Source organism: Fimbriimonadaceae bacterium (assembly GCA_019454125.1).
GTDB lineage: Bacteria > Armatimonadota > Fimbriimonadia > Fimbriimonadales > Fimbriimonadaceae > JALHNM01.
The window spans coordinates 2,609,482-2,636,233 of record CP075365.1 but is presented as its reverse complement, the minus strand read 5'-3'; the positions used below and the strand labels follow the sequence as shown (position 1 = coordinate 2,636,233).

The 26,752-nt window shown below is 66.9% G+C and carries 16 protein-coding genes; all 16 read left to right on the top strand.

Features of this window, described 5'->3' with window-relative positions:
- Nucleotides 1-4 precede the first annotated feature (4 nt).
- Nucleotides 5-3,286 carry a hypothetical protein gene (locus KF733_12745; protein QYK55863.1) on the top strand — a complete coding sequence of 1,094 codons (3,282 nt, stop codon included), beginning with the start codon at nucleotides 5-7 and terminating at the stop codon, nucleotides 3,284-3,286.
- Nucleotides 3,283-8,079, top strand: coding sequence for a hypothetical protein (locus tag KF733_12740; GenBank protein QYK55862.1), 4,797 nt, complete (start codon nucleotides 3,283-3,285; stop codon nucleotides 8,077-8,079). The genes KF733_12745 and KF733_12740 overlap by 4 nt, the downstream gene beginning before the upstream one ends.
- A 36-nt stretch (nucleotides 8,080-8,115) precedes the next feature.
- A complete protein-coding gene (locus tag KF733_12735) occupies nucleotides 8,116-14,985 on the top strand; it encodes a PQQ-binding-like beta-propeller repeat protein (GenBank protein ID QYK55861.1) in 6,870 nt (2,289 codons plus the stop codon).
- 187 nt (nucleotides 14,986-15,172) lie between these two features.
- Nucleotides 15,173-16,399 (top strand): type IV pilus assembly protein PilM, encoded by a 1,227-nt coding sequence (gene pilM / locus KF733_12730; GenBank protein ID QYK55860.1) that lies wholly within the window; start codon nucleotides 15,173-15,175, stop codon nucleotides 16,397-16,399.
- Nucleotides 16,400-16,408: 9 nt separating this feature from the next.
- On the top strand, nucleotides 16,409-17,356 hold the full coding sequence (locus tag KF733_12725; protein ID QYK55859.1) for a hypothetical protein: 948 nt from the start codon (nucleotides 16,409-16,411) through the stop codon (nucleotides 17,354-17,356).
- Nucleotides 17,357-17,365: 9 nt separating this feature from the next.
- Nucleotides 17,366-18,121 (top strand): hypothetical protein, encoded by a 756-nt coding sequence (locus tag KF733_12720; protein QYK55858.1) that lies wholly within the window; start codon nucleotides 17,366-17,368, stop codon nucleotides 18,119-18,121.
- A 14-nt stretch (nucleotides 18,122-18,135) separates the two neighbouring features.
- The gene (locus tag KF733_12715) at nucleotides 18,136-18,834 is read left to right on the top strand and encodes a hypothetical protein (protein ID QYK55857.1); all 699 of its coding nucleotides are present in this window, start codon (nucleotides 18,136-18,138) and stop codon (nucleotides 18,832-18,834) included.
- 65 nt (nucleotides 18,835-18,899) lie between these two features.
- Nucleotides 18,900-19,589: a hypothetical protein gene (locus KF733_12710; GenBank protein ID QYK55856.1), complete on the top strand. Its 690-nt coding sequence runs from the start codon at nucleotides 18,900-18,902 to the stop codon at nucleotides 19,587-19,589.
- 42 nt (nucleotides 19,590-19,631) lie between these two features.
- The gene (locus KF733_12705) at nucleotides 19,632-21,254 is read left to right on the top strand and encodes a hypothetical protein (GenBank protein QYK55855.1); all 1,623 of its coding nucleotides are present in this window, start codon (nucleotides 19,632-19,634) and stop codon (nucleotides 21,252-21,254) included.
- A gap of 58 nt (nucleotides 21,255-21,312) precedes the next feature.
- Nucleotides 21,313-21,828 (top strand): shikimate kinase, encoded by a 516-nt coding sequence (locus KF733_12700; protein QYK55854.1) that lies wholly within the window; start codon nucleotides 21,313-21,315, stop codon nucleotides 21,826-21,828.
- On the top strand, nucleotides 21,819-22,847 hold the full coding sequence (gene aroB / locus KF733_12695) for a 3-dehydroquinate synthase (protein QYK55853.1): 1,029 nt from the start codon (nucleotides 21,819-21,821) through the stop codon (nucleotides 22,845-22,847). Before KF733_12700 ends, aroB begins: the two co-directional genes overlap by 10 nt.
- Nucleotides 22,844-23,053, top strand: a complete 210-nt coding sequence (locus KF733_12690) for a hypothetical protein (protein QYK55852.1) — start codon at nucleotides 22,844-22,846, stop codon at nucleotides 23,051-23,053. The genes aroB and KF733_12690 overlap by 4 nt, the downstream gene beginning before the upstream one ends.
- Nucleotides 23,050-24,810, top strand: coding sequence for a protein kinase (locus tag KF733_12685; GenBank protein QYK55851.1), 1,761 nt, complete (start codon nucleotides 23,050-23,052; stop codon nucleotides 24,808-24,810). The genes KF733_12690 and KF733_12685 overlap by 4 nt, the downstream gene beginning before the upstream one ends.
- Nucleotides 24,807-25,451, top strand: a complete 645-nt coding sequence (gene rpe / locus KF733_12680; GenBank protein ID QYK55850.1) for a ribulose-phosphate 3-epimerase — start codon at nucleotides 24,807-24,809, stop codon at nucleotides 25,449-25,451. Before KF733_12685 ends, rpe begins: the two co-directional genes overlap by 4 nt.
- The gene (locus tag KF733_12675; GenBank protein QYK55849.1) at nucleotides 25,442-25,732 is read left to right on the top strand and encodes a hypothetical protein; all 291 of its coding nucleotides are present in this window, start codon (nucleotides 25,442-25,444) and stop codon (nucleotides 25,730-25,732) included. Before rpe ends, KF733_12675 begins: the two co-directional genes overlap by 10 nt.
- Nucleotides 25,719-26,750: a bifunctional diaminohydroxyphosphoribosylaminopyrimidine deaminase/5-amino-6-(5-phosphoribosylamino)uracil reductase RibD gene (gene ribD, locus KF733_12670; GenBank protein QYK55848.1), complete on the top strand. Its 1,032-nt coding sequence runs from the start codon at nucleotides 25,719-25,721 to the stop codon at nucleotides 26,748-26,750. The genes KF733_12675 and ribD overlap by 14 nt, the downstream gene beginning before the upstream one ends.
- The last annotated feature ends 2 nt before the right edge of the window (nucleotides 26,751-26,752 follow it).

Here is a 26,752-nt window from a genome sequence, read left to right as displayed (position 1 = left end):
GGCTATGGGGCAGATTAGAACGATTCGAAACGGGAGCCGCGAGCGGCGCGGCCAGACCCTGGTCATCGCCATCATCCTGCTTGGCGTGCTGGTGACGCTGGGCTTCGCCTTCGCGAGCATCCTCTCGACGAACATCAGCAACGCGGCGCGGGGACAGGAGCGCAACGTCGCGACCGACCTCGCCCGGGCCGGCATCGACCTTGCCCACTACCAGCTTCGCTACTCCGCCCTCGGGGCGGACTGGCGTCCGGCGCCGACCCCGCCGAGCGCGGACGCCCAAGGGTTCTCCAAGGATCCCGACGCCCTTTATCTTCGCCCCGCCTCGCCTTTCGGCGTGCCGAGCGACACCGGCGTCCCGCTCTTAAGCAACGACCTAGGCGGGCCGGACGGCCTCGGCGCCTATTCGCGCGTCTTCTTCGAGCGCGGCCGCGCCCTCGTCCGCGTGCGGTACTCGCCTGCGGACTACGACGCCTTCGCCAACCCGACCGGGCAGCTCCGCCAGCCCGGCAAGGCGCGCGGCAACATCGTGATCGAAGTGATCGGCCGCCCTGGCGGACTCCTCACGGGCGGCCGCGTGGACCCCAGCCTCCTGCTCGCGGAGCGGGTCAAGGTACAGGGCTTCGCGGACTACGCGGAGAAGCAGGCCGAGCTCGGCCCCCGCCTTGGGCGGCTGCGCCACCTCGACTCGATCATCATCGGCTCGCGCCGGATGATCGCCTTCGCCTCGATCGGCATCGTGGAGACGGCCCGGTACATCACGAACAAGTACAAGGTCAGCCGCCCGGCCGAGATCGGCTTCCCGACTTCCGAGTTCAACCCGAACGCGCGCGACCCGTTCGACGAGGCCGGCATCGGCGCGGTCTATGGCGACGGGCAGGCGCCCTACCAGCCGGGCGAGGTGCTCCCCGTCGTCGGCACCCTCGCTTGGGGGCGCGCCGTGCCGGACGGCACGCCGGGCCAGGGCAACAACTGGGGCTCCGTCCCCGGCGGCGGCTCGCTGCACTCGAACGCGGACCTGGTGGTCTTCGGACGCAACGACATCGTCTTGAACAGCTTCCTGAACGAAGAGTGGTCCGTGGCGGGCGAGATCCGGCCCGCAGGGGCCGCCTCGATGCTCCGCATCGCCCGCCAGGTCTATACGGGCGGCGTCTGGCAGAGCGGCTGGCAGGACAACCTCCAGACCGTTCCGAGCACGGTGAACACCCCACTGGTCGTGACGGCGCGCCCGGGCAACAACCAGTACCCGCTCGAGAGCGTGGACGAGATCTTCTCGACCCTTGGCTCGGTGTTGCGCGACGGCACCGCCAAGCAAGACCGCGACGGCTATGTGCGCGGGGCCGCCCGCAAGGACCCGCCGTCTATGATGGACCAGGATCCGCAGAGCGGCAACGACCGCTACCTCTCGCTCACGCGCGACAGCGGCGCCTTGGTCAACGGGCGCAACGTGGGCCGGTTCGGCCTGGGCCGCGGCGTCTACGTCGATTCCAGCGAGCGCGGCAACACTAGCAACCAGGACGAGCGCCAAGTCGCGGGCGCGGTCAAGTCGCTCGCGAACGACTGGCTCACTCCCAACAACCCGAATTCCCAGGGCTGGCGCGGCCCCTTCTATATCCCGCTTGCCGCGTCGCTCCGGCTGTTGCCGGACGGTTTCGAGATCGTGCGCGACTCGCGCAGTTCGCAGGGCTCGTGGCGCGACCTGAACGGGCAGAACACGAACCAGTCGCGGGCGCGCTTCCGCCTCCGCACGGTCGAATACCCGGCGGGCTCGGGCGACTTCCAGACCATGGTGCTCGACTCCGTGACGCAACCGGCGCTGGTCGGCCGTCCCGGGGGCTCGCTCAGCGACGACGACTTCCGCCAGAGCGGCCGCCTGTTCAACGGCGTCCTCTACTTCGTGGGCGACGTGCGGGTGCGCGGCGTCATCCCGACCGACCAGCAGCTCACGGTGGTCTCGGGCGGCACCGTGTACGTCGACGGGAGCATCACGAAGGGCACCATCGACGAGCTGGGGCGCGTGCTTACGCGGCCGAGCCGGTCCGCGGCCATGCTCATGGCGCGCGACTACGTCTGCCTGAACACGACCCTCTTCTTCGGCCCCGCGCCGGGCGAGACGGTGGAGGAGAAGGACGAGAACCGCTCGACCGACGCGCCAAACCCGTTCGAGCTTCGCATCGACAAGCCCGAGATCCTGCTCGAGACGGCCTTCCTGCTCGACCCGCAGACCCAGGGAGGAAACCCCGCGAACCCGAGCACCTGGCGGCCCTACGCGAACAGCTACCGCGAATGGTCCAGCAACTCCGCCCTGACGGCGCACCTGGTCACGGCTTCGGCCGCGGACGACAACGGCCCGAGCTTCGTCTCGATGGACGTCTACCCGGGCACCTATCTTTCGGGCGGCTCTTGGGGCTCGTTCCTTTACCCGCGCCTGATCGACTTTGGCGGTTCGACGGTCCGCTTCAACGCGGCCGACCGGTTCTTCACCGGGGGCCAGCCGAACATCCCGGTCTATGGCCTTGGCGACCCGTCGCGCAACGGCTACCCCCGTTTCGAGTCCGTCGCGATGCCGCTCGTAGGGAGCGCTTTCACCTATAGCGGACGCCAGCTGTCGGACGCCGGCGGCACGACGGGCGTCTACGCGCTCGCCGTCCAAGACCCCACCTACTTCCGAGTCCGGCTGAACGGGGTCGGCAACCTGCCGAACAAGAACTATCTGGCGGCGAGGACCGCGATCGCCCCGCACGACGTGCGGATCGAAGCCGCGATGTACGCCGAGGAAGGCAGCTTCTTCGTGATCCCGGGCAACTGGTTCAACTTGAACAGCCAGGACACGCGCCTCGCGTGGCTGGACCGCTCGGCGAGCGGGCTCTACCCGGGCATGAACGACGCCGAGGCCAACCTGCGCCGCTTCCAACTTTTCGGCCATTCGCCCGAAGTGCCGTTCTACGCCGAGCCGCTCGACGTCAAGGTGACGATCGTCGGCGCGGTTAGCGAGAACATGCCCGCCCCGATCAGCGCCCAGGCTGAGTGGCTCCGCAAGTGGGGCTGGATCCCGCGCGCCATCGGCGCGACGGGCCGACGCATCCCCGTGAGCCATACGGACGGGCGCGACCTGGCCGCCGAACCGACCGTTCCTAACCTGACTATCGTCTACGACCCTGCGATCGGAACGGCGACCTCGGACGGGCGCACGCCGCTGCGCGCCGACTCCCTTGGCCGTGTCCTGCCTCCGATGCCGAGGCTCCCGGTCAGCCCGACACTCGACTACTTCGGAGAGGTGAACCCGTGAACCGCAACAAGCTTCTTATCGTCCTTGCGACCGCCCTTGCCGCCCTTGGCTGGGGCCAGCCGACGAACTACGCCCGCCAGACTGTCAACGTCCGGGCCGGCGTGGTCGTGCTGGAGAGCCAGCTGACGAACGGCGTCCCATCGAACGCGGTCCCCCACGTCTGGTACCAGCTCGGACAGGACCTCAACGTCCGGCCCGCTAAGTGGGCCTTCTCCAGTCCCCTCGCCCAGACGGTGCTCGGCACGGAGCAGTTCAACCGCTGGCGCGCGATCGACGTAAACACGCCCGCGGTCGGCACCCGCCTGACCAAGGCGGACGCGCCCTATTGGGAGGTCCTCCTCTCCTCCACCGACGACGCGGCGCTCGCGCGCTACGACGTCCTGCTCCTGCCTCTTTCGGGCAATGCCCCGAACGCGGGCGGCATCCAGCTGACCCCGGTCGAGCGCGACCGCCTGCGGCGGTTTGTGGACCAGGGCGGCATCCTCTGGGTGGACGTCATCAACGACAGCGGCTTCTCTCCCGGACTTGACCTGGCGAACCCGGTCCCGCTTCCGTTCAAGTTTTCGACGCCCGGCAGCACGGGCCTCGACGCGAACCTGGACCACCCCCTCCTCCGGTTCCCCAACGGCTTTACCATCGCCGAACTGCTGCAAGCGCGCAACCCGTTCACGGCCAACTTCTTCATGACCTCGCCGATCGACGCGGCGGACCTCGGCCCGGCGGACACGTTCCTCCGGTGGATCCCGCCCGACTCGTTCCGTCTCACTCCGGTGGCGGGGACCCTGGGCAACACAAGCCTGCGCGCCGTGGCCGAAGGCAGCATCGGCGAGGGGCACGTCGTGGTCTCGACCCTCGGGATCAGCGCGAACCTGAACAAGGGGTTCAACCCCGCGTTCTCGAACGTCCTGCAGACCAACCGCGGGTTCCGTAGCTTCTCCCCCGTGGCAGACCCCGGTTTCCGCGCCGCCGCGAAGTTCGCGGTGAACCTTATCTCTCTCGGCGGCGACAGCCGCACGAGCAACTCCGGCAGCCGCCGGTCGGGTTCGACCTCCGTGGACGTCACCGCCCCGCTGCTCCGGCGCTTCGACGACTCGCAGCAAGGCGGCAGCTTCCAGCTCGGCGACGCCCCCGCGCTTGTGGAAGGCCGCGTCGTCGTCGCGAAAGAGGGCCGCGTTTACGTCTACGACGCCAAGCCCGACCGTGACCTGGACGGCGACGGCAACCCGGACGACGGCCTCCCCGATCCCATCGGGGTCGACGCAGACCTCCTTTGGTACAGCCAAGTCTTGGGCACGCGAGTCTCTGCCCCCACCATCGTCACCTCGCCGAACTCGCCCCTGGGCGGCACCCAGATCTGGGTGACGGACAACGACAGCAACGTCAGCGTCTTCCCCCTCCAGCCGACGGGCGGGCCGCTAAGCAACGTGGCCCCGGCGACGACCATCCAGCCGCCGAACGGCTCTGTGCCGAACCCGTCCGGCCCCTACGCCCCGACGGTGCAAGAAGGGATCGCGATCATCACCGACTCTGCCCAGTCGAACCTCGGCCAGACGGTCGGCAGGCTCTGGGCGATTGATGTGGACAGGCTCGAGCGGCTCACCACCACGAACGATTGGCAGATCACGAACAGCCAGCGGCTGAGCGAGCCGAGCGCCGCTCCCGCGATCGGCTACATCCCGATCCAGGACGCCTCTGGCGGCATGGACCGCGTCGTTTACTCCGTCGCCCAACCGGGCACCGGCGTGCAGCCGCGGCCGGCCAGCCTGGCGAGCACGTGGCTCGGGGCGCGCGGCGAAGTGCCGATCCGCCGCGAACTGAACGGCAACACGATGACGATCACGACGCGGGCCTCCTACAACGGCCTGCCGATCTACCTGGACACGAACCCGCGCTACCCCTCGCTCGGGCTCAAGGTGACGATCCTGAAGCCTACGGGCGAGCCCTTCACCGCCGCAGAGATGGCGCAGACGTTCGACGGCACCGTCACGGAGAACCCGAAGGGCACGCTCCAGATGGGACTGCGCGCCACCCGGCCCGTCTACGACTACGACGGGAGACAGACCCAGACGACTGCGGACGACGTCCAATGGCGGCTCGACTATTCGGTCGACTGGGGGCAGGCCGGCTCGGGGTTCGGCCAGACCGCCTACGACAACTACATCCGCGGCAACATCGAGATCCCGGACGACCAGAACTTTGCGCGGCGGATCATCGGCAGCCCGGCCATAGGGCCGACCGGCGCCGTCTTCGTGCTCGCCTCGCACACCACGGGCGCGCAGAGCGCGACCTTCTACGCGTTCCGCGAGGACAGGGGCCGGGGCGAGTTCTCGATGCTCTCGCGGTACGACGTCTACGGCGCGGTGACCTACAGCCTGAACGGGGCGAGCGGCCAGGCCGACTCCTTCCCGATCCCGCCGGTGGTGAGCGACGAGGACGACATCGTCCTCAAGACCCCTCTGCGCAACTTCCTCAACCAGCCGTTGCAGAACTGGAAGTTTGTGGGAGGCCCGGTCGTAAAGGGCGACAACGTCTTCGCCATCGCGTCCCCCGTCAAGCGCATTTTCGGCAACGACTCGCCGACGGCGGTGCTGTTCTGCTTCAGGGCCGACCCGCCCACAGCGACCTTCGAGATCGAAGGCACGGACAACAGCTTCCAGATCGTCCAGCCGGACCTTTCTCTCAGCACGGACAAGGCGACGCCCGAGCAGTTCAGCGTGCTGAACCAGGGCCAGTTCACGGTCGAGCCCATCCCGAATTCGACGCGCTCCCGCGTGATCCTGACGAACCTCGCCTCGGCCACGAAGGGGCGCCTGAGGGACTCGATCAACCTGAGCATGCCGATCATCGTGCGCCGAGGCGGCAGTACCGACACGGTCGTGGAGCCCGAGGCCCTGGCCGACAACGGCCGCCTGATCGCCGGACGCAGCGCCGGTCGATGGACCCCGCTCCAGTGGTACTCGGTCTTTAACGGCTACAACGTGGTCGCCCCGCCCCAGGTGGCGGGCGAGACGCTCTACATGGGCGGCGCGAGCATCTTCGCGGGCCTTCTCACGAGCGGCTTCGGCTTCCCGATCCCGAGCCGTGGTCTGATCACGGCGATCGCCGCGAACGTTAGCGCGAACGACGAGTTCCTGCGCCCCAATTCGACCCGTCCCTGGAACAACCAACTTTACAGCGTGATCATCGCCGACCCGGGCAACCCCTTCCGGGACATCCGGGTGGCGAACGCGTTCAAGTGGCCCCAGTTCGCGGGCATCGAGAGCCTCGACGACCTCCGCATCCGCGTCCTCCAGGCTGCGCTGGACGAGAAGGACGTCACCAATGTCGCGGTCGGCGACGGCTCGCTCGCCGCGACCGGCGAGGGCAGCCTCTACGTCTTCAGCAAGGCTGACTTTATCGTGGCCGACTCCGGCCGCATCAGCCGGTTCGACCCGGCCGGGAACCCGCTTTGGTCGACCGATCAGACCTTCGTGACGGGCCAAGAGGCCTCGACCGGCCCCGCCGGAGTGGCCCAGCCCCTGAGCGAGCCGACCCGCGCCTATCCGGCCGGTGAGAACGACCTTTGGGTCGTGGACACGGGCAACAACCGCGTGGTTAAGATGGACGCGTCCGCGAGGGAGCTCCGCTCGATCTCCGAGTTCCGGATCGACTCGCAGTTCCGGCCGAACGGGCTGCCCGAACAGGGCGCGCCGAGCGGCTCCTTGCCAGGCGAGTCCACAAAGCTGAAGCGTCCGAAGGACGTCATCGCGTTCGACACGTTCGAGCGACGGGCCGATATCCCGTTCTCGAACCCGCAGGACTACGAGATCTGGCGGCACGTGCTCATCGCCGATTCGGGCAACTTCCGCGTCGTCGAGCTTGTCGACCGGTTCATCTCGGACGCGGCGGGTCGCAACCTGGGGCCGGTGATCTATACCGACGACCAAGGCGTGCAGCGCCCCGCGCTCGGCATGCTCTATTGGCACACGCCGGAAGAGCTCAGCGGCAAGAACTACAGCTATAACAGCTTGGCCCGTGTCCAGGTCGCGGACATGAACAACGTCCCGCGGACGGTGGTCGCGCTCGCCTTCGGGAACGTCGAGCCGGGCCGGGGCACCTTCGGGCTCACCGGCAGCGTCCAGGAGACCGACCGGACGAGCGGCTACGGCGGCGTCGTGCTTTACGACGGAGCGCAGACGGCGGTGATCACGGAGTTCGTCTACCCTGCGATCAACGCCAATACGTTCCTGCGCGAAGACCCGCCGAACACCTGGACCTTCAGCTCTCCGCCGACGAACGAGCCGGCTCGGAGGCAGAAGTTCGCGGGAATTCGCTCGGTGACCTTGCGCTATGTGACCGTGGGCAACGCGCGCCAACTCGGCGTGATGGTCGCGGACACGACGGGCGTCTACGAGTTAGTCCAGGTCCCGCCGAACAATAGCGCCTCTCCGTGGGTCGTAAGATGGATGATGCCGAACGAGGCCTACCTGGGTATGCGTCGACGCGGCAGCGCCCCGTTCGACCCGAACGAGATGGCGGGCAACCCGCGCGGGACGATCCCGATGTACGCGCGCCGCCTGGATTCGGGCGAGGTCCTCGTGGTGAACGGCTACGTCGGCCGCAGGGCCAACGACGCCCGGTTCGAGGGCGAAGTGTTGCTCCTGGACGGCGGCTTCGACGGCGACCCGGACGACCCCGGCTTCGCCCTCAACAAATTGAACCTTGGGTTCCAGCGGCTTAGCGTGAAGTTCGAGCTGCCTCCGATCGTCGGCGCGCGCCGCTTGATCGGCCCCACCTATGCCCAGAGACAGTGACGACCCCCACTTGTAATGCGATTTGGAGTTAACAGGATGAAAAGACCGTCGATCGAGAAGCTTGCCCAGAGCCTGGCGGCCGTCGGCGTAGCGGCCCTGGCGATCATCGCCACGGCCCAAGAGTTCCGGGTGGAGGGCGGCCAGTCCTCCCGCAGCGGTCTGCCGACCTCCCTCGGCGGCAGCCCCACGAACTGGAACAACGCCGGCCGTGGGTTCTTGCGCTGGTGGGACCCCGTGCGCTCTGTGCGCGCGACCCTTGACAACGACGAGTCGAGCACGACGGGCAACACCTCGATCGTCCTAGGAACCTTTGTCCCCGTGCTCTCCGGCTTCAGCCCGATCGCGTTCAACTACACGTTCAACGGGCCTCCGACGCCCTATTACCGCTTCTCCGCGACCGCGCTCGGCACCAACCCGGACAATCCGACCCTGGGCGCGACGGCCGCCTATCAGTGGCAGTTCGTCAACCTCGACCCGAACACCGAGTACGAGCTCTACGTCAACCTCCCGGCGGGCCCGACGGACACCAACTCCGACCCCAACGTCTCGACCCCCCTCTTCCCGCAGAAGTATTGGGTCTACCGCGTCTCCGGTACGACCGCGGACGAGAACCAGGTCATCGAGTACGACTCGAACGCGGGCGGGCGCGTCCGGCTCGGGAACAACGGCCAGACGACTTCGCGGACGTACCGGCCGACCGGCACGATCATCAGCGTCACGCTTTACAACACGACGCCTTTGGCCCCGAGCGGGTTGCCGCTCGACCCCCAGGCGAATCCGGGCAACCAGTTGGTCTATGCCGACTCTTGTGAGATCGTGAGCCTGGCCAACCAAGCTTCGGCCCCGATCTTGGCGACGCCTGTCGTCGGCCGACTTCAGAACCAGCCGCCGGGTGGCGGCCTGGTGCAGCTTCCCTGGCGCGTGATCGGCGCGAGGAACGAGAGCAGCACGATCGGCGAGCTCGGCCGCCAGTACGAGATCGGCGCGGTCACGAGTTACACCTATAACGGCGCAGTCGCCAACAGCCTCCAGCCGAAGCGGTTCAACCAGGTTTGGTCCTGGCCCGCGAGACGGCCGGCCGACGACAGCGCGGGCGAGCTCGCCCGCTATGCCCAGGCGAAGCGCGACTTCGTCCTCGGCCCGGACCCGAACACCCCGGCGACGAACCGGTCCGAGCAGCGCGTCAAGCAGGACAACCTGAGCGCGGGCTCCAGCGCGACGCCCGGATTCACGCTACAGAACTCGGGCGCGAACAACATCGGCCCGAACTATCTCACCACGCCGTCTGTGACGGCGGCCGCGACGGAGCAGGCGCTCTTCACCTCGAACCTGCCGGAAGGGCGGTACTTCGTGCAAGTCTGGCTTCCTGGCGACGGGTCCCTTGCCCGCGGCACCCAGGTCCAGGTGCTCCAGGGCAATGCCGTCGTCGATACCGCGACGCTCGACCAGAGCTTCGGTAACGCGGGTTGGCGCACCCTTGAGTTCCAGCCGGAGGAGGGCTATGTCAACTCCGAGGCGGCCCCGCTCAAGGTGGCGATCACGAACCGGACGAACCGGCTTGACGACGCGGGACGCGACGTTTACGCGGACGCTGTCCGTTTCGTCCGCAAGGCCGACCTTCGCGTCACCTCGACCCCCGTTTTCGCGGACACCCGCGTGACGGTCGGCGGTGTCCCCGTGCAGCGAGACGTCGTCGTCGTCGCCATGGAGAACGGACGGCTCTACTGCATGGACGCGCACGGCGACCCGCAGACCGGCAACCCCCCGCAAGTCTACTGGGTCTATCCTTCTGAGACGGCGACCGACCCGAACGCCACCCCGGCGTTCGACGGGAAGGACGGCATCGCGGAAGTTCCGACCGGGTTCGACACGAGTTCCGCCATGGTTGTGAACGTAGGCGGCTCCGACACCCTCGTCATCGCGGGGCGGAACGGCCGGGTCTATTCCCTGGACATGGCTGGCCGCGGCGACCAGACTACGAGCCGTCGTTGGACGTTCCCGGACGACTACAACCCTTCGACTCCCGACCTGCCGATGACGGCGCCCTTGCGCCCGCTCGTCGCCTCGGTCGCGCTTTCCGACGTCGGCGGCATCCAGCGCGTGATCGTCGGGACGCAGGAAGGGCGGGTCTACGCGCTTGACCCGGCCGGCAACCCGGCGACGCGGACGACCTCCGTCGCCTGGCAGTACCCGCTCGCAAACGCCACGCCGCTCGGACCGATCTTGGCGACGCCGACCTGCTCCTTCGACAAGGTCTTCGTCACGACCACGACGGCCCAGAATAGCAACGACGGCTTGGTCGTGGCGATCAACGCGGGCGACGGGACGGTCTCCTGGCAGCAGACGGGCGACGCCAACGGCGACTTCGTCTCCTTCCGGCGCGCCTCTGCCCTGGCGGTCCCCGACTCTTGGCTCATCGATCCCCCGGTCGGCTCGACCTTCACGAACCCCGGCGCGGCCCGGGTGCCCGTGAACAGCGACGCCCTCTACGTCGTCGACCAGGCGGGCAAGTTCGCCGCGCTGAACCCGGCGGACGGCAGTGTCTTCTGGTCGGTGGACGGCGAGACGACCGGCGCCGCCGCAGGCCCCCGCTTCGTCTACCTGCGCGCCTACGACAACAACCGGAACATCGTCGGGCCTGTCTCGACCGTCCTCGTCCCCGGCCTGAGCGGGACCCTCATCGGGTTCGAGGCCATGGGCTTCTTGAACCGGTCGAACACGCACGTTATCTGGGGCTACTCGCTCGACGGCTCAGAACAGCGCGCTTCCATCGCCACTGGCGGTTTTGAGGCGGGCCAGTCCTGGTTCTACACCGGCGACAGCAGCGGGTTCATGTACGCGTTCAACTCGAACGACGACAACAACATCAACCCGATCACCCCGGGCGACCCGCCGGCCGACCAGATCATCGAGCCGAACAACCCGGCCGACGAGCTGAACGACATCCTCGACCAGAACAAGATCATCTTGCTGAGCCCGGCCGGTTATGAGCAACTGCGAGAGGCGGCCGACTTTGGCAACCTCGACCGCGCGACGCTCGACGCGATCGTGACGGGCGAGGAGATCGACCGGCGGCACTTCGACTTCGGCGAGACGATGTACGTGCTCGTCTACGACCTGCCGATCCTCTCCGGCCAGTTCGCGAACTACTATCTCGAGTTCGAACTGAGCGGTGACCAGCGAGCCACCCAGCGCCGGCAGATCCCGGTGCGTCCGCTGAACGACAACACCTCTGCGATCTGCGTCACGACGATCCCGTTGATGACCCAAGGCGCGGCAGGCGTCAGCCCCGGCCCCGGCTACCTCAACGTCCGCGCCATCGCGCCGGGCCAACGCGGGGTCGCCAGTTCGCAGGTCCACCTGAAGCGCGGCCCCGGCTTCACGGTGAACGACCCGGACTACTACATCGCGAACCCGATCTCGATCAGCATCAGATACAGCGACCCTTCGGGCCCGTTCAAATCGGTGGGCATCGAGGGGACCGACGGGCGCTTCCCGCTTCCTGCGGACACGAGCACGAACGAGTACCGCCGCTTCTTTACGAACGGCAACACGATCACGGACCAGCTGCAGACGGTGCCGCCGGAGCCGGACGGCCTGCTCGGGCCGACCCCGACCAGCAAGGGCGACCTGCTGACGCACGGCAACGCGGGCTTCCAACAGGTCTTCGTCTTCGACCGCAGTCTGAACTGGGTCCTGATGGGCCGTGGCCTTGCCAACGTCCGCGTCGGGCCGCGAGACGTGGCCTGGGTGGTCGATACGGGCAACCCGACGGGCGGCGTCTACTACCCGCTCACGGCGAACACCGGCGTCACCTATCCGGGCTTTGAGGACTACCCGACCCTCGTCCCGAACCGGAGCCTCGACTATCCGGACGTGCGGCGCGACAACATCTCGGTGAGCGCAAGCCTCTTCGGCACGGTCGAAAACCCGCTCTTCACGAGCGGCGTCACCCTGGTCTCGCCGACAATCCAGCAGGCGGAGCAAGACCTCTACCGGACAAAGGCCGGTTACGAGGCCCAGCTTGGCCGAAGCTTGAACGCGAGCCGCTTCGACACCACCCTCTTGATCCCGCGGTACCAGCCGCCGAGCCTGCGCGGCTATTACGGCAGCCAGATCGTCTACGTGGACTCCCAGCAGGGTCTCTCCCCGGGCGAGTCCGGCGAGGTCTACCGCACGTTCGGCCTTGGCATGAACGTCGCGGTCGCCAAAGAGGTGAAGTTCGACACCCCGACCGTGGACCTCGGCTCGCTCCCCGCGGGCGGCGGCTACAACGGTGGTGCGACGGGCGGCCCGATCGACCCGTGGAACTCCTCGACGCTCTACGGCCCGTGGAACAACCGGTACGACGACCTCTTCCAGCCGTTCGCCGTGCTGAACGATGGCAACGTGAACGTCTTGAACCTGCGACTGGCGAAGTTCTTCACGGAAGGCAACCAGACGCGGCCGGTCGAGATGTTCATGCCGGGACAGCACGAGCTTGCTTGGCTCGATGCCGCTTACCACATGCACTCGTCGATCGACCCGCGCTATTCGCCGGGCGTCCGCACGAACTTCGACCTCCTGGGCCGGAACATCATGCAAAAGCCAAGGCCGGGCGACCTCACGGCGACGCGGTTCAACATCAACCCGCGAAGTCGGGCGAACGCCGGGCTCCGGACTCTGGGCGGCTACCTCTTCGACACGGCGGCGGTCCCCCCGGGCGACCCGAAGGTCGGCGTCACCGCGCCGATCGGGGCCCCGAGCGGCGCCTACGTCAGGCAGATCTTTGCCTTCGACAACGAGTCCACGGCCTCGGACCCGAGCGCGGACAACCCTTCGCTGGACTCGGTCGAAGCGTTCTCTGACCCTGGCCTCACCCTGCGCTTCAACGTGAGCGAGGGGCGGCTGACGAACGCGCCCTCCCGCGATGGCGCGCCGATGGTCGAAAACGTGGTCTCGGGCAACGAGGACTTTGCGTTCTCGAACGTCCAGCCGACCGCGATGCGCGACGGTCTCGGCAACCTCTTCGTGGCTTGGGCCTCGAACCGGGTCGATACCAACGACCAACCGGCCTGGATCCCGAAGACCCGGGGCGAGAACGACCTGACGGCGCCGGATCCCTGGCGCATCTATATCGGTTCGCTTCAGTCGGTCCTCGGCAGCATCCCCGGCCTCAGCCAGAGCCCGGTGCAGGACTTGAACGGTTGGAGCGCCAGCACGGCCGACCGTTGGTTCCGCCACGGCGTCGTGATCGACCCGCCGCTGAGCGTCTTCGACTATAACGGCGGCGCGGGCGAGACCATCGACCCGCGGAGCGTCCGGTTCGGCTCGCCGGTCTTCCCGAACTCCGGGTTCTTCAACCTGATGGACCCGCCGAACCCGAACGGGCGACCGTTCACCCCTGGCGGCCAACGCTACATGGCGTTCGTCGGCGAGGCGAACAAGCGCGACCAGGCGGGCAACGTGACGACCCTGAGCCAGCTCTTCGTGGTGCCGGTCACCTTCGGTGGCGACGGCTCCGTGACGGCGAGCCCGGCGGACGTCCTCGCCGCGCCGATCGATACGACGGGCCGCAAGGGCCGTCCGAGCCTGGTCCAAGGTTCGAACGGGCGCTTCACGGCCTATGTCACGTCCGCTTCGGGCGGCTTGCCGCAGATCCTGTTCGCCTCCTATCAGGGCGGCGGCAATTGGCGGACGGGCAGCCTGAACCTTGGGTCGGCGTTCGAGAACGCCGGTTCCCCGAGCGTGGTGATGCGCCGCTTCCGCAACGACGACCAGAACGCCCGCATCGACCTCACCTTCACTGCGAAGGTGCGCGGCCGGCGCAACAGCGAGGTCTATATGGCCCGCATCGCGGGCGAGACGAGCGGCGCCCCCCGGGGCCGCTCCCCGTTCCTCTATAGCCCCCTGCGGACAGACGAGCTGACGCTCGACCCGGACACGGGCATCTACTGGTCGCCGGGCATGCTCTGGCGAAACGAGCAGCGCTCCTTCGACAACCTCGACGTCCGCCAGCTCCAGGCGAACGGGACGCTGGTCTCGATCTTGGACAAGAACACCGAGTCCTATGACCCGACCACCGACACCCTGCGCTACAACACGGTGCTGGGCGGCCAGGCGATCCTGGACACCCAGAACGGCTCCGTGCGCTTTACCGGGGCGATCCTTCGGCGCGACGCGCGGCTCTTCCTGAGCGCGGAGCCGTCGATCGTCCGCGTGAGCGTGGCCGGCGGCGCGAACTACCGTTCGGCGACCTCCGCCTTTGACGACCGCTTCATCGGCGTCAAGGTGTTCCCGAACGACCCGCAGCGGAACCTTGTCGGCGACCTCAGCTACTGGGGCACCGAGGCCGGCGGCAGGCCGAACGTGGACGCGCCGTTGCGCTTCGACCGCACGATCCTGGCCTACACCCGGACTTCTGCCGACGGCTCCGCCGCGACCCGACCGTTCTTCCAGTCGCTCCGCTTCGGCGTACAGCTCCCGTTCCCGATCCGGCTCAACCCGGACGGCTCGGTGGTGAACTTCCAGGTGACGAACTGGGGAACGGCCCAGGAGCGCGTGTTCCAGCTGGACCCCGCCACCGGTCGCGTGTTCTTCACGAGCGACCTGGAGGACCGGGGGATCCAGATCCGGTACGACGGGGTGGACTCGGGCGGCAACCCGCGGAACACGATCACGGTGGACGCGACCGTCAAGATGATCCCTGAGTTCATCGAGCAGGCGTTGCCGATGGATTCGGTGGGCAGCGAGACCGGCGTGAGCATCGCGCTGGACCCGCTGAACGACACGTTCAACGCGCAGAACCTCGACCGCCGTCGCCCGGGCCTCCTCTGGTTCTTCTGGTCGAGTGGCCGGAACGGCGCCTCGGACATCTACTTCCAGACGCTGGCCCCGCGCTTCACCCCGCGGGCTCCGACGAAGTAGAAGCGGCGCGAAAGCGGGGGCCTGGTGGACTAAAGTCCCCAGGCCCCCGCATTTTTCTGGCCCGCAAACTTTTTGCGACCTGCGTGCCGTCTTCAAAGTGCCTCCAAAAGCCGACCTCGTTGACAGGCGGACGAGGGTGTGCTAACATCAAATCGCGTCTGGCGAAGCCACACGGAAGTAGCGTCACATGGCGAAGAAACTCACAAGCGCCCTTGGGATCGACATTGGAAGTTCGAACATCAAGGTCGCCGAGGTCCGACTACAGGGGAAGACCCCGGTGGTCACTGCCCTTGGTTCGGCCCCTACGCCGGAGGGCGCGGTCGACCATATCGGCATCCACGACGTGGACAGCGTCGCTGCGACGCTGAAGGCTTTGTTCACCTCGACCGGGGCCAGCGTCCCGGACGCGGTCGTTTCGATCGCGGGGCAGGGCTCGGTCCTCGTCCGGACGGTCGAAGTCCCCGCGATGAACGAGTCGGAACTGAAGCAGCACATGGACTGGGAGATCACGCGGAACATCCCCTTCGCCGAGAGCACCGTGGTCTCTGACTTTAAGGCTTTCCCGCCGGAAGCGGCCAACCCGCAGAACATGGACGTGGTGATGGCGATCTCGCCGCAGTCCGCCGTCGACCAGATCGTCAACATCATCAAGAAGGCGGGCCGCAAACCGGGCGCCATCGACGTCGAGCCTTTGGGCATTGCCCGCACCCTGGCGATCGGGTACGCCGACGACTATCCCGGCGAATCGATCTGCGTGGTCGATGTAGGCCATAAGACGACCTCGATCAACGTTTACAAGGACGGCAAGCTCCTCATGCCGCGTCAGGTGCCGATCGGCGGCGAAATGATAACGCGTTCGGTGGCGGACAGCCTCGGTATCGGCTTCCAGGAAGCTGAGGAGATGAAGGAAAGGGCCACAATCACCGAAAATTTTGGGGCGGCCGCCGTGTTCAACCCCTTTGACGCCTCCGCTTCGGCGGGGGAGACCCAAGCCTTCACGCCCTATAACCCCTTCGCCGAGCCGGTCGAAGAGGCGACGGCTGCGCCGGTCGAGGCCGAGCCTGACCTGCCGGTTGCGGCTCCCGTTCCCACGCCCGTGCCGGACGCCAACGACGACCGGGTGGCGAACGCCATGGCCCCTGTCCTCGACGAGTTCGTGGCAGAGGTCCGGCGGTCGGTCGACTACTTCCGGAGCAAGGGCGGTGAGGTCCACCGCATCCTCGTTTGCGGCGGCGGCTCGCACATGACGGGCCTTCCCTCGTTCCTGGAACGGTCCCTCGGCATGCCGTGCGCCCTGCTGGACCCCCTGCGGAACGTGAACCTCAACGCGAAGCGCCTCGAACCTGGGACGGAGAGCGGCTCCCGTTCTGAGTTTGCCGTGGCCATTGGCAACGGCTTGTACGTCTGTTTCTAGGAAGCCCGAATGAAGCTCAACCTCCTCCCGACCCACGTCTCGAAAGAGGGCGCGACGCGCACCGCGGTCATCATCGCGGCAGTCATGTCGCTGGCTGCCATCGCGGGCGCGGCCTTCATGGTCGTCTACTCGAACCAACAGCTGAACCAGGCTAAGGCGATCGCCGAAGGGCTGAAGCCCAAGGCGGAGCAAGCTGTCACGACCGCCAAGCGCGCCGACGAGATCCGGGCCAACGCGGTCGTCATCACCAGGAACCTGAACCTGGCTCGTGAGATGCAGGCCCACAACAACGTCTACCCGGACCTCTATCGACAGGTCCTGCAGTACGTTCCAAGCTTCTACCGGGTAACGAGCCTCACGGCGTCGCCGCTGAACGAGTCGCAGGCTTCCGTGACGATCACGGGCGTCTTGCAGACCTATCAGCAGTACGCGGACGTGATGCTCGCCCTGCTGCGGATGCCGGACGTGGTGAACGTCACCCGGGCGGGCTACGCCATCGTCTCCCCGAGCGTCCCGGCTCTGAACGAGCAAGACCAAGACGGCCGCTCGGTCAACCCCGGCCAGACGAACCTGCCGAGCGACCCGTGGGAGCGCTTGCAGGCCAAGATCGCAGCGGCGGAGGCCGCCCCGAGGGGATTCTTGAACGTGAGCGGGTTTGGCACAGCGACCGTCGACCGGGGGGCGATGCCCGACTGGTCCACGGTGACGCTGAACGTCATCTTGAACAAGAACATCCAGACACCTGAGCCCCGTACGACGCTCGCCCAGCAAGGAGGCGCTTCGGCTCCCGCGCCGGGTGGCGCAACCGCTGGCGGCGGCAGGGCTCCTGGGGCGGGCGCGCCGGTCGCGCCGCCTCCTGGCGCAGGCGGTGGGACAGGCGAGCAAGCGGCTCGCGCAGGCGGCGGCGGCCGGGCTGGGATCAGGCCCCCGCGCCCTGAAGACTTTGAGGACAACTAAGGGACGACAATGAAGCTAAGCCCGTTAACAATCATTATCCTTGGCCTCGCGGTCGTCATCATGGCCTTCGGCATCGGCCTTTCCCAGTACCTGCCGAACATGGAAGAGGCGCAGTACCAGAAGGAATACGCCGAGAAGCTGCTCGCCGAGGCGAACAAGCAGAAGCAAGCGAACCAGAAGGTCGAGAAGGCCATCAAGGACGTGAACGACATCGCCGCCGAATGGCAGACGGTGGTCGCCAACCGCACTCCCCCGCAGGACGTGCAGCGGGGCGGCATCAACCTCGCCGCAAACCGCTGGCAGCTCACCGTGGACTCGCTCCGCTTCCGCGACAGCATGCAGCGCGCCGTGAACCGACAGGTGAAGGCCGGCGGTGTCACCGTGGTCCAGGGGCCCACCATTCCGCCCCCGCCGGACAGTGCGTCGACCGTCGTCGAGACCTACTACAACTATCCCGCGATCCGCTTCCCCGTGGTCATCTTCGACCTGGGCCAGATCGTGGTGCGCGGCACGTTGAACCAAATATTCGAGAACATGAGGTCGTGGAGCAACATGCCGAACTATCTGGCCGTCGCGGACGGTCTCACCGTTACGGGCACCTCGCCTGAACTGACGGGGACTTACACGGTTTCCATCGTCGGGTATATCCGCGGCGACCGCATCAGCCCGCCGGTGCCTGAGACTGGCGGCGGGCCGGGCGCGCCGGGGGCGCCGGCTGGTCGCGTCGGCGGAGCAGGCAGGGGATCACAGGTGATCACGGACTAATGAGGAATGGCGCAATGAAGACCGTCGGTCAGGTGGCCCTTTTCGCCTTCGGCATCTTGGTTTCGGGTTGCGGCCCGGCCCTGAACGAAGAAGACTTCCAGCCGGCCGCCGTCGCGCCGATCCGGGCGGAGAACCCGAAGTTCGCGGCTGAGGCAGGCATCGGCGCCGACGTGGACGTTTCCCCAGGATCGAACCCGTTCGAGCTGGCCAAGGGGCGGTACTTCTCCTCCCGGCCGGACAGCTTTGCCCTGCTCACGGCCGAACGGACGTTCGACCGCTCGCAGCGGGCTGAGCGGTTCCTCGACGAGTCCGGCGGCTTCGTGCTCTATTACAGCCCTCCGCAGGAAGTCGAGCTTGAGCCGAGCGTGCTCATCGATCCTCCTCCCGCCTGGCGGCTGGCCGGCGTCGTGATCAGCGACGGGGTGATCGGGCTCCTCGACATGGGCAACAGGACGGTCGACGTCCGCCCTGGTCAGCGCGTGCCTGACACCGAGTGGACGGTCGTCTCGATCGACACGGAAAGGGCGGTGCTTCGGCGTAGCGGCAACAAACTGCCGAGGGAGTTCATCGCTCCCCTTCAAGGGCCCCTCGCCCCAGGCGGCGGTGGTGGCGGTGGCGGCACGCGAGGCGGCAACAATTTTGGCGGTGGAGACCCTGGCTCGGACGAGGGCCGGCCCTTCGGGCGCGGCGGCGGCGAGGCAGGAGGAAAGTGAAGGCTTCAGGTAAAACGGTGAAGCTAGGCACTCGGCAAGACATCTATAGAAAGAAGGAGCAAAAAATGCGAACTCGAAAGACCACTCTGATAGCCCTCGCCCTGCTTGGCGGGGTGCTCGTCACGCCGTGCCTTGCCTCGGCCCAAGACCAGGACGTGCGGAACCAGATCGTGCCGGTGCTTGAGCTCGACCAGGCCGACGTGCGCGACGCCTTGAAGGTCATTTTCCGCGCGGTCAACGCCAGCTACAGCGTCCGGCAGGACGTCCAGGGCACGGTCACGGTCAGCCTGCGCGACGTTCCCTTTGAGACGGCCCTTCGGAACGTCTTGAACCAGGTCCAAGCCACCTACAGCATCGAAGGCGGCGTCTACGTCATCTTCCCGCGCCCCACTTCGACGATCGATGCGGGCGCGAACGAGAGCGAGATTACGGCCCCGGCCGAGCAGACCTCACCGGTGGTGAAGATCCGAGTCCGCAACGCAGACCCGGCCCTCATCACGGCGATCCTCGCCGGCAACGCCGACATCCTCACCCCGCCTGAGCAGAGCACGGCCAGCGGCCTCGGGAGCTCGGGCTCTGGCAGCGGCCTCGGTGGCGGTGGCGGCTTTGGCGGCGGCGGCTTCGGCGGTGGTGGCTTCGGCGGCGGCGGCTTTGGAGGCGGCGGCTTCGGCGGAGGCGGCTTTAGCGGCGGCGGCGGCGGAGGCTTCGGCGGCGGCGGCTTCGGCGGCGGCGGCGGCGGCGGCTTGGGACGCTAAGAACGATTCAACGACAAACCAATTAGGACGGACATAGATAGGATGCGATTAGGAACGCTTGCGAAACGGCTCGGACTTGGCCTCCTGGCCCTTGCCACTGTCACCCAGGCAGCCTGGGCACAAGAGGTCGACCCGCTCTCCAAACGAGTCGACTTGATGTTGCGGAACGCCGATCTGCAGAGCGCTGTCCAGGCGCTCACGATCCAGACCGGCATCCAGTTCATCATCGAACCCGGGGAGCAGGAGTTTAAGCTCATTGACGTCCAGCTGAGCCAGCGGACGGCCGAGGAGGCTATTCGCTACGTGTGCCAGGCCGCTGGCGCATGGGCGGAAAAGGACGAGAACGGGGTCTTCATCATCCGCGCGGGCAAGCCGTCCGTCAAGCCGGTGGCGGAGAAGACGCCGACCCTCGTCGAGCGCCCGATGCTCGTCAGCCGCGTCCGCCTGATGAAGGCCGACCCGGGCTTGGTCTGGAACATCCTCTCTGGCCAGAACGTGTACAACTATAACAGCAACTTCGCCGACATGCGCGAGTTCTCGAATAGCGGCTCGAGCAGCCTGACCGGTCAGGGGACGTCCGTTCCCACGATCATCAACTACGGCCAGCCGATCCAGCAGACGTTCCTCCCCCAAACCGCCGCACAGAAGTCGGGCGGGGCCTCGCCCCTCTCGACGGTCGAAGCGGGAGAAGGCATCCAGATCCCCGGCGACTCTTCTAAGCAGCTCGGCGGCGCCGGTGGCCAGTTGGGCGGCGGTGGTGGACAGCTCGGAGGCGGCGGTGGCCAGAACGGCGGCGGCGGTGCGACCCAGCTTCAGGGCGGTCAAGGGTTGGTGCCCCAGGGCATCCAGCGGGTCATCTTTGACCCGACCGACAACTCTTTCATCGTCCAAGGCACGGAAGAAGCGATCCGCGAGTTCGAGCGGCTTGTCGAGCAGTTCGACGTCCAGCCCAAGCAGGTCGTCATCAAGGTCGAGTTTGTGGCCACCACGAACACCTCCGAGAACGCCCTCGGCATCGACTGGCTCTACCAGCGCGGCACGATCTTTGCGGGCGTCCGACCCGGCGAGTTCGCCCGGTCTGGCGACCCCGTCTTCTTTAACTACGCCACCGGCAACATCAGTAGCCGACTGCGGACTCTGATGACCAACGGCTGGGGCCGCACGGTCACTGCCCCGCTGGTCCGCACGCTGAACAACCAGCCCGCCACGGTCTTCCAGTCGATCACGACCTACATCTTCTTGCCGACGATCAACAACGGCCCCAGCGGCCAGCAGACGTTCTTCACGCCTGTCCCGCTCACCATCACCACCCAGCTGCAGGTGAAGCCCAGGATCAACAATAACGGCACGATCACGATGTTCTTGCAGCCCAGCCTCGGCTCCATCACCGGTGAATCGACCGGTCCGGACGGCCAGCGCATCCCGAACTTCACGCAGCAGCAGCTGCAGGTCGCCACGATCGTGAAGGACGGAGAAACTATCGCGCTCGCCGGCTTCACCACCAAGAACGACGTCTACACGGTCAAGCGGATCCCGGTCCTGAGCGACATCCCGATCATCGGGCAGCTCTTCCGTGGCCGCAACAGCCAGAAGTCTTCGGGCGAGCTCATCGTCTTCGTCACCCCAAACGTGGTCGAAGCGGACGAGTTCGGCCTGGAACCGTAAGGCCAGGGACCATGTATCCTTCGCGGCGGGCAGCCACTCGGCTCCCCGCCGCTTTTCTATGCGACCAGACCGCTATCTGATTCTCGTGGGAATGATGGGGAGCGGCAAGAGCTCGGTCGGTCGCAAGCTCGCCGAAATCGCCGACGTCCCCTTCCAGGACACCGACCGTATCCTAGAGCGGCGCTTGGGCCGGCCCATCCTCCAATGGTTCGCCCTCTATGGCGAGCAGGCGTTCCGAGACCACGAGACCAAAGTCTTGGTCGACCTCCAGCCTGAACCGGGCGTCCTCGCGACGGGGGGCGGCATCGTGCTCCGCGATGAGAACTGGGTCCAGTTGCGGCGGCTCGGCACCACCGTCTTCCTGGACGTCGACGAAGAGTGCCTCAAGCAGAGGCTCGCGGTCACGCGCAAGCGCCGTCCCCTCCTCGAGGCCGAGGACTGGGAAGAGAAGATCGGGAAGATCCTCAATGCGCGGCGGAGCCTCTATGAGCTCGCCGACAAACGCGTCTGCATCAGGGACGAGGAAGTCGACGTGGTCGCGGCGAAGGTGGCGGAGGCGGCGGGATGGATCTGACGGTCCGCCACTCACGGGGCGAATACCTGGTCCACGAGGTTCCCCTTGAGCGCTTGTTCGAAGGCGTTGAGGACGCCAATGTCATCACGGACTCGAACGTCGCCCGGCACTATGCGGGCCAATTGGGTCCGCTCCGAAAGGTTCTTGTCGTACCGGCCGGAGAGGCGAGCAAATCCTTCCAGCGGCTGGAGGAATCGGTCGGCTGGCTCGCGAGGTCGGGCGCAAACCGTCGCTCGCAGGTCGTGGCGTTCGGCGGAGGGGTCGTGGGCGACCTGGCCGGATTCGCCGCCGCGACCTTCGGCCGTGGCGTCCCCTTCGTGCAGATCCCGACCTCCCTGCTCGCGATGGTGGATTCCAGCGTCGGCGGCAAGGTGGGCATCGACCTTCCGGAAGGAAAGAACCTCGTCGGCGCATTCTGGCCCCCGACCGAGGTGCGGCTTTGCCGCGACCTCCTCGATACCCTCCCACAGGACGAGTTTACGAACGGGCTTGCCGAAATCGTGAAAATGGGCGCGATCTTGGACCGCGCGCTCTTCGAGCGGCTTGAAGGAGAGCGGCTTGAACCCGCGTCCCCGTCGCTCCCCGAGGTGATCGGCCGTTCCATCGCGCTCAAGGCCCAAGTCGTGGCGGAGGACGAATACGAGACCGCCGGCCTCAGGGCGATCCTGAACTTCGGCCATACGGTTGGCCACGCGATAGAGGCCGAGCAGGGTTACACCGGCCTCAAGCACGGCCAAGCGGTCGCGGTCGGCATGGTCTTGGAGGCGCGGCTGGGCGAGGCGCTCGGCCTGACTCCGCCAGGCGTGGCCCTCCGCATCAGGGAAACGGCCGCACGGCAGGGCCTGCCTGTGGCATTGCCACCCGGCTTGGAGCCGGATTCGCTCATCGCCTGGATGCGCCGTGACAAGAAGGCACTGGGCCAAGCGCTCTCATTTAGCCTTCTTACCGGGCTTGGCGCGTGTAAACTGGTTCACGGCGTTGATGAGTCGCTCGTCGCCGCCGTCTTAGGAAGCGAATGAGCTCGGTTCGTTCGGTCGCGGCATTGGTGGGCTTTGTCCTCTTGGGGGGAGGGTGGCTTGCGAGCGCTTACGCCTTCTTTTTCGGTGACGTGGCGGCCTATAGCCGGGCGGTGGAGGATTCCGCCATCCCGCTCCTGGCAACGGGGCTCCTCCTTGTGGCGGTCGTGCTGGGCTTCACCCGTTCGGAGCAGGGAGGCGACGCGTGATCGGTTCGTTGCTCGCCGTCCGGTATGAGCTCCAGCAGGAGTTGGAGGGCTCCCCGCTCTTCTCGGTCTACCGCGCGTTGGACCGCACGACGGGCAAGGACGTGAAGGTCCGCCTGCTCAAGTCGGAGTTCGCAAGCGAAAGGTCGTACCTGGCCGCCGTGAAGACCCACGTGAACCACGTAAGGCTGATCGAGGGGGACGGGGTCGAGAAGACGTTCGAGGCGATCGAAGAGGGCGACTCGCTCTTGGTCGTGAGCGAATATCTGCCGTCCGCCACTTTGGAAGACCGGCTGCGGCGGCTCGCCACCTTTTCGGTCCAGCTCGCCCTCGCCACGGCGATCCAGATTTGCGACGCGCTCGGGCCCATCCATGCGCAGAAGATGGCGCACGGTGACCTGGGCGCCCGCCACGTCCTGCTGAGCGGGGCCGGACAGGTGACGCTCACCATGACGGGCTTCTGGGAGACCTACGCGAGCAGTTCAAAGGCGGGCCTTGCCATGCTGCGCGGAATGGCGCCCTATCTGGCGCCCGAGGTGACCGCCGGGGAAATGCCAAGCCCGTCTAGCGACATCTATTCGCTCGGCGTCCTGCTCTACCAGATGCTTTCGGGCAGGTTGCCCTATCCGGGCGATTCGACCATGGCGATCGCGACCAAGCACTCGACCGCCCCCTACCCGACCATTCGCGCGACGAACCCGAGCGTGCCGCCGGCCCTGGACGAACTGGTCCGCCGGTGCATGTCGAAATCCCCCTCCGAACGGTACGCCAGCGTCGAGAAGCTGGCCGAAGACCTTCGGACGGTGCAGGACGCGCTCCGCTTTGGCCGGCCCCTTTCATGGCCGATCCAGAAGGCGGTCGTCTCTGCTCCCCAAGCGGTAGTGCCCAAAGTCGAAGACCCGATCGAACCCGAACCCATGAAGCCGAAGGGCAGAGCCAAGACGAAGGCGAAGGCGAACCCGCTGGAGCCCGAGGAGACGGACGGCGTTCCCATGTGGCTGGCGGCGATCGTCTATGCCAGCACCGCACTCGTTGCCCTGCTGATCGGGGGATGGGTCTTCTTCAATTTACAGACGCCGAAGCTGATCGACCTGCCGAACGTGGTGGGGATGTCCCAAGCGGAGGCGGCCTCGGCGCTCGATAAGATCGGCTTGCGCCTGCGCGTCGACCGGCAAGAGGCGAGCGAGAAGTTTCCCCAGGGGATCGTGCTCTCCCAGGAGCCCTCGGCGGGCTCGCGCAAGGTCCGGGAGCACTCGTTCGTCCAAGTCGTGCTGAGCGCGGGCGGACGGAACGTGGAGGTGCCTGACCTGCGCGGTCGTTCGCTGGACGAGGCGGAACGCCTTCTCTCCTCGATGAACCTGGTCTTGGCCGACCAGATCGAGCGGGTGCGGGATCCTGAGTTGGAGGCCGGGCTCATCGTGAGCCAGGTGCCGAGCTGGGGCAAAAAGCTGGAGCGCGGCTCGCGGGTTCGCGTCCGGGTGAGCAGCGGCAAAGAAGGCCCCCGGCAGAACGAGAGCCTGCCCTCCAACACGTACAAATTGAAAGTGACCATGCCGCCCGGCACCAAGGACGTCAAGGTGCGGATCGACATGACGGACGACCGGGACACCAAGACGATCCACGAGGCGACCCACTCAGAAGGCGAGACGTTCGAGGTCTCGGACGTGGGATATGGCAAGGAAGCGATCTTCCGGGTGTTCTTCGACGGCGACCTCGTCTCACAGATGACGAAACAGGCGGAGGAAGTCTCGGGGCAGTGACGGTGCGGATTGCGCCGTCGATTCTTTCTTGCGACCCGGCGGACTTTGCCAGTCCGGTCCGTGACTTGGCCGCTGCGGGCGCGGACGTCCTCCACCTGGACGTTATGGACGGTCAGTTCGTGCCCCCGATCACGTTTGGCGCCGACCTTGCCGTCTCGCTCGCAAAGGTCGTCTCGATCCCCATAGAGGCGCACCTAATGGTCCAAGCCCCGGAGCGGCACGTCGGAGCTTTTCTGAAGGCGGGGTGCTTCCGCGTGATCTTCCATGCGGAAGCGACGGTCCACGCCCACCGTCTGGCCCAGGAGATCCGCGAAGCAGGCGCCGAAGCCGGGGTCGCGATCAACCCCGGGACGCCGGTGGAAGCGCTCTACCCGTTGCTGGACGTGGTGGACCTCGCCCTGGTCATGACGGTGAACCCTGGTTATGGCGGCCAGCGCCTCATCCCCGGTTGTCTAGAGAAGGTGCGCGCCCTTCATAGCCTGCGCCCCGACTTGGGGATCGAAGTGGACGGGGGAATAGACCCGGAGACCGCGCCGAAAGCCGCGCAAGCGGGGGCCACGTGGCTTGTCGCGGGCTCGTTCTTGGTCTCGGGCGCAGACATCGCGGGCAATATGCGCCGGCTCCGAGAGTCATGCGCCTAAGGATCGCGACTACGACGTTCCTCGTGGCCGGCATCCTGCTCATGATCGGCTGGCCCTTCATCGTTGGGCCCGCGCCCCGAAGGGACGCGCCACGCTCGGTGCAAGTCGCCTGGGGCAAGCGGGCACTCGCCTATTTCGGCGTGACGAGCACGGTCTGGCTCGTGACGGCGGCGTGCGCCCTTGGCGTCATCCGGCAAAGGCGGCGCGAGATCGTCGAGGAGCAACGAAGGAACCTGCGCGAACTGGTGGAAGGTTCGCTGCGCGACCATGACGGCAGCTGAGCGATTCATGGCCGAGGCGGTGGGGCTTTCCCGCCGCGGATACCCCGCGCCGAACCCGCACGTCGGCTGCGTGGTCGTGAAGGACGGCGTTGTTGTCGGCAGAGGTTGGCACGAGGCCGCGGGACAACCCCATGCCGAAGCCGTGGCCCTCGCTGAGGCTGGCGCTCAGGCTCGTGGCGCCGACCTCTTTGTGACCTTGGAGCCCTGTGCGCACCATGGCCGCACCCCCCCATGTGCCGAGGCCGTCGTTCGGGCTGGGGTTGCGAGGGTGTGGTTCGCCATCGGCGACCCGAACCCACGCGCCGCAGGGGGGGCGCAGACGCTCCGCGCCGCAGGCGTCGAAGTCCATGAAGGGCTCGGGGCGGCGGAGGCCGAGGCCGCGAACGTGGTTTTCCTGACCGCACAGCGCTCACGCAGGCCCTACGTCTGTCTGAAGGCGGCCGTCACCCTGGACGGGTTCATGGCCCGGCCAGACGGCGAGAGCAAGTGGATCACGGGCGAGGAGGCCCGGCGGGAGGCTCGGCTCTTGCGCGCTGAGATGGGATCGGTGATGGTCGGGTGGAAGACGGTCGCGCGCGACGACCCGCGCCTCACTGTTCGCGAGCCAGAGGTCAGGAACGAGCCGCTGAGGATCGTTCTCGACCCCCACGCGGAGCTGAGCGGCGAGGAGGCCTTGTTCCGGGAGGAGGGCCCGGTGCTCTGGCTTGTCGAGCCGGGCGGTGCGCGCGATGCGCGGCAGACCGAAGTCGCGATGGATGCGCCGTCGATCCTGGCGCGAGTCCTTGAGGCGGGTGCGGTCGGGGTGTTGATCGAGGGCGGGCCGCAGACAATCCGGCGGTTTGCGGAGGCCGGGACGTGGGACCGACTAGAGCTGTTCCTCGGAGCTAGGACTTTCGGCGGGGGGCTGCGGCTTGAGCTGCCTGGTGAACTGAATTTGAACCTGGCGACCGCGCAACGAATCGGGCCCGATATACGCTGCACCTACGTCCGTCGACACGAATCCGCGCAGTTTTTCTAGAA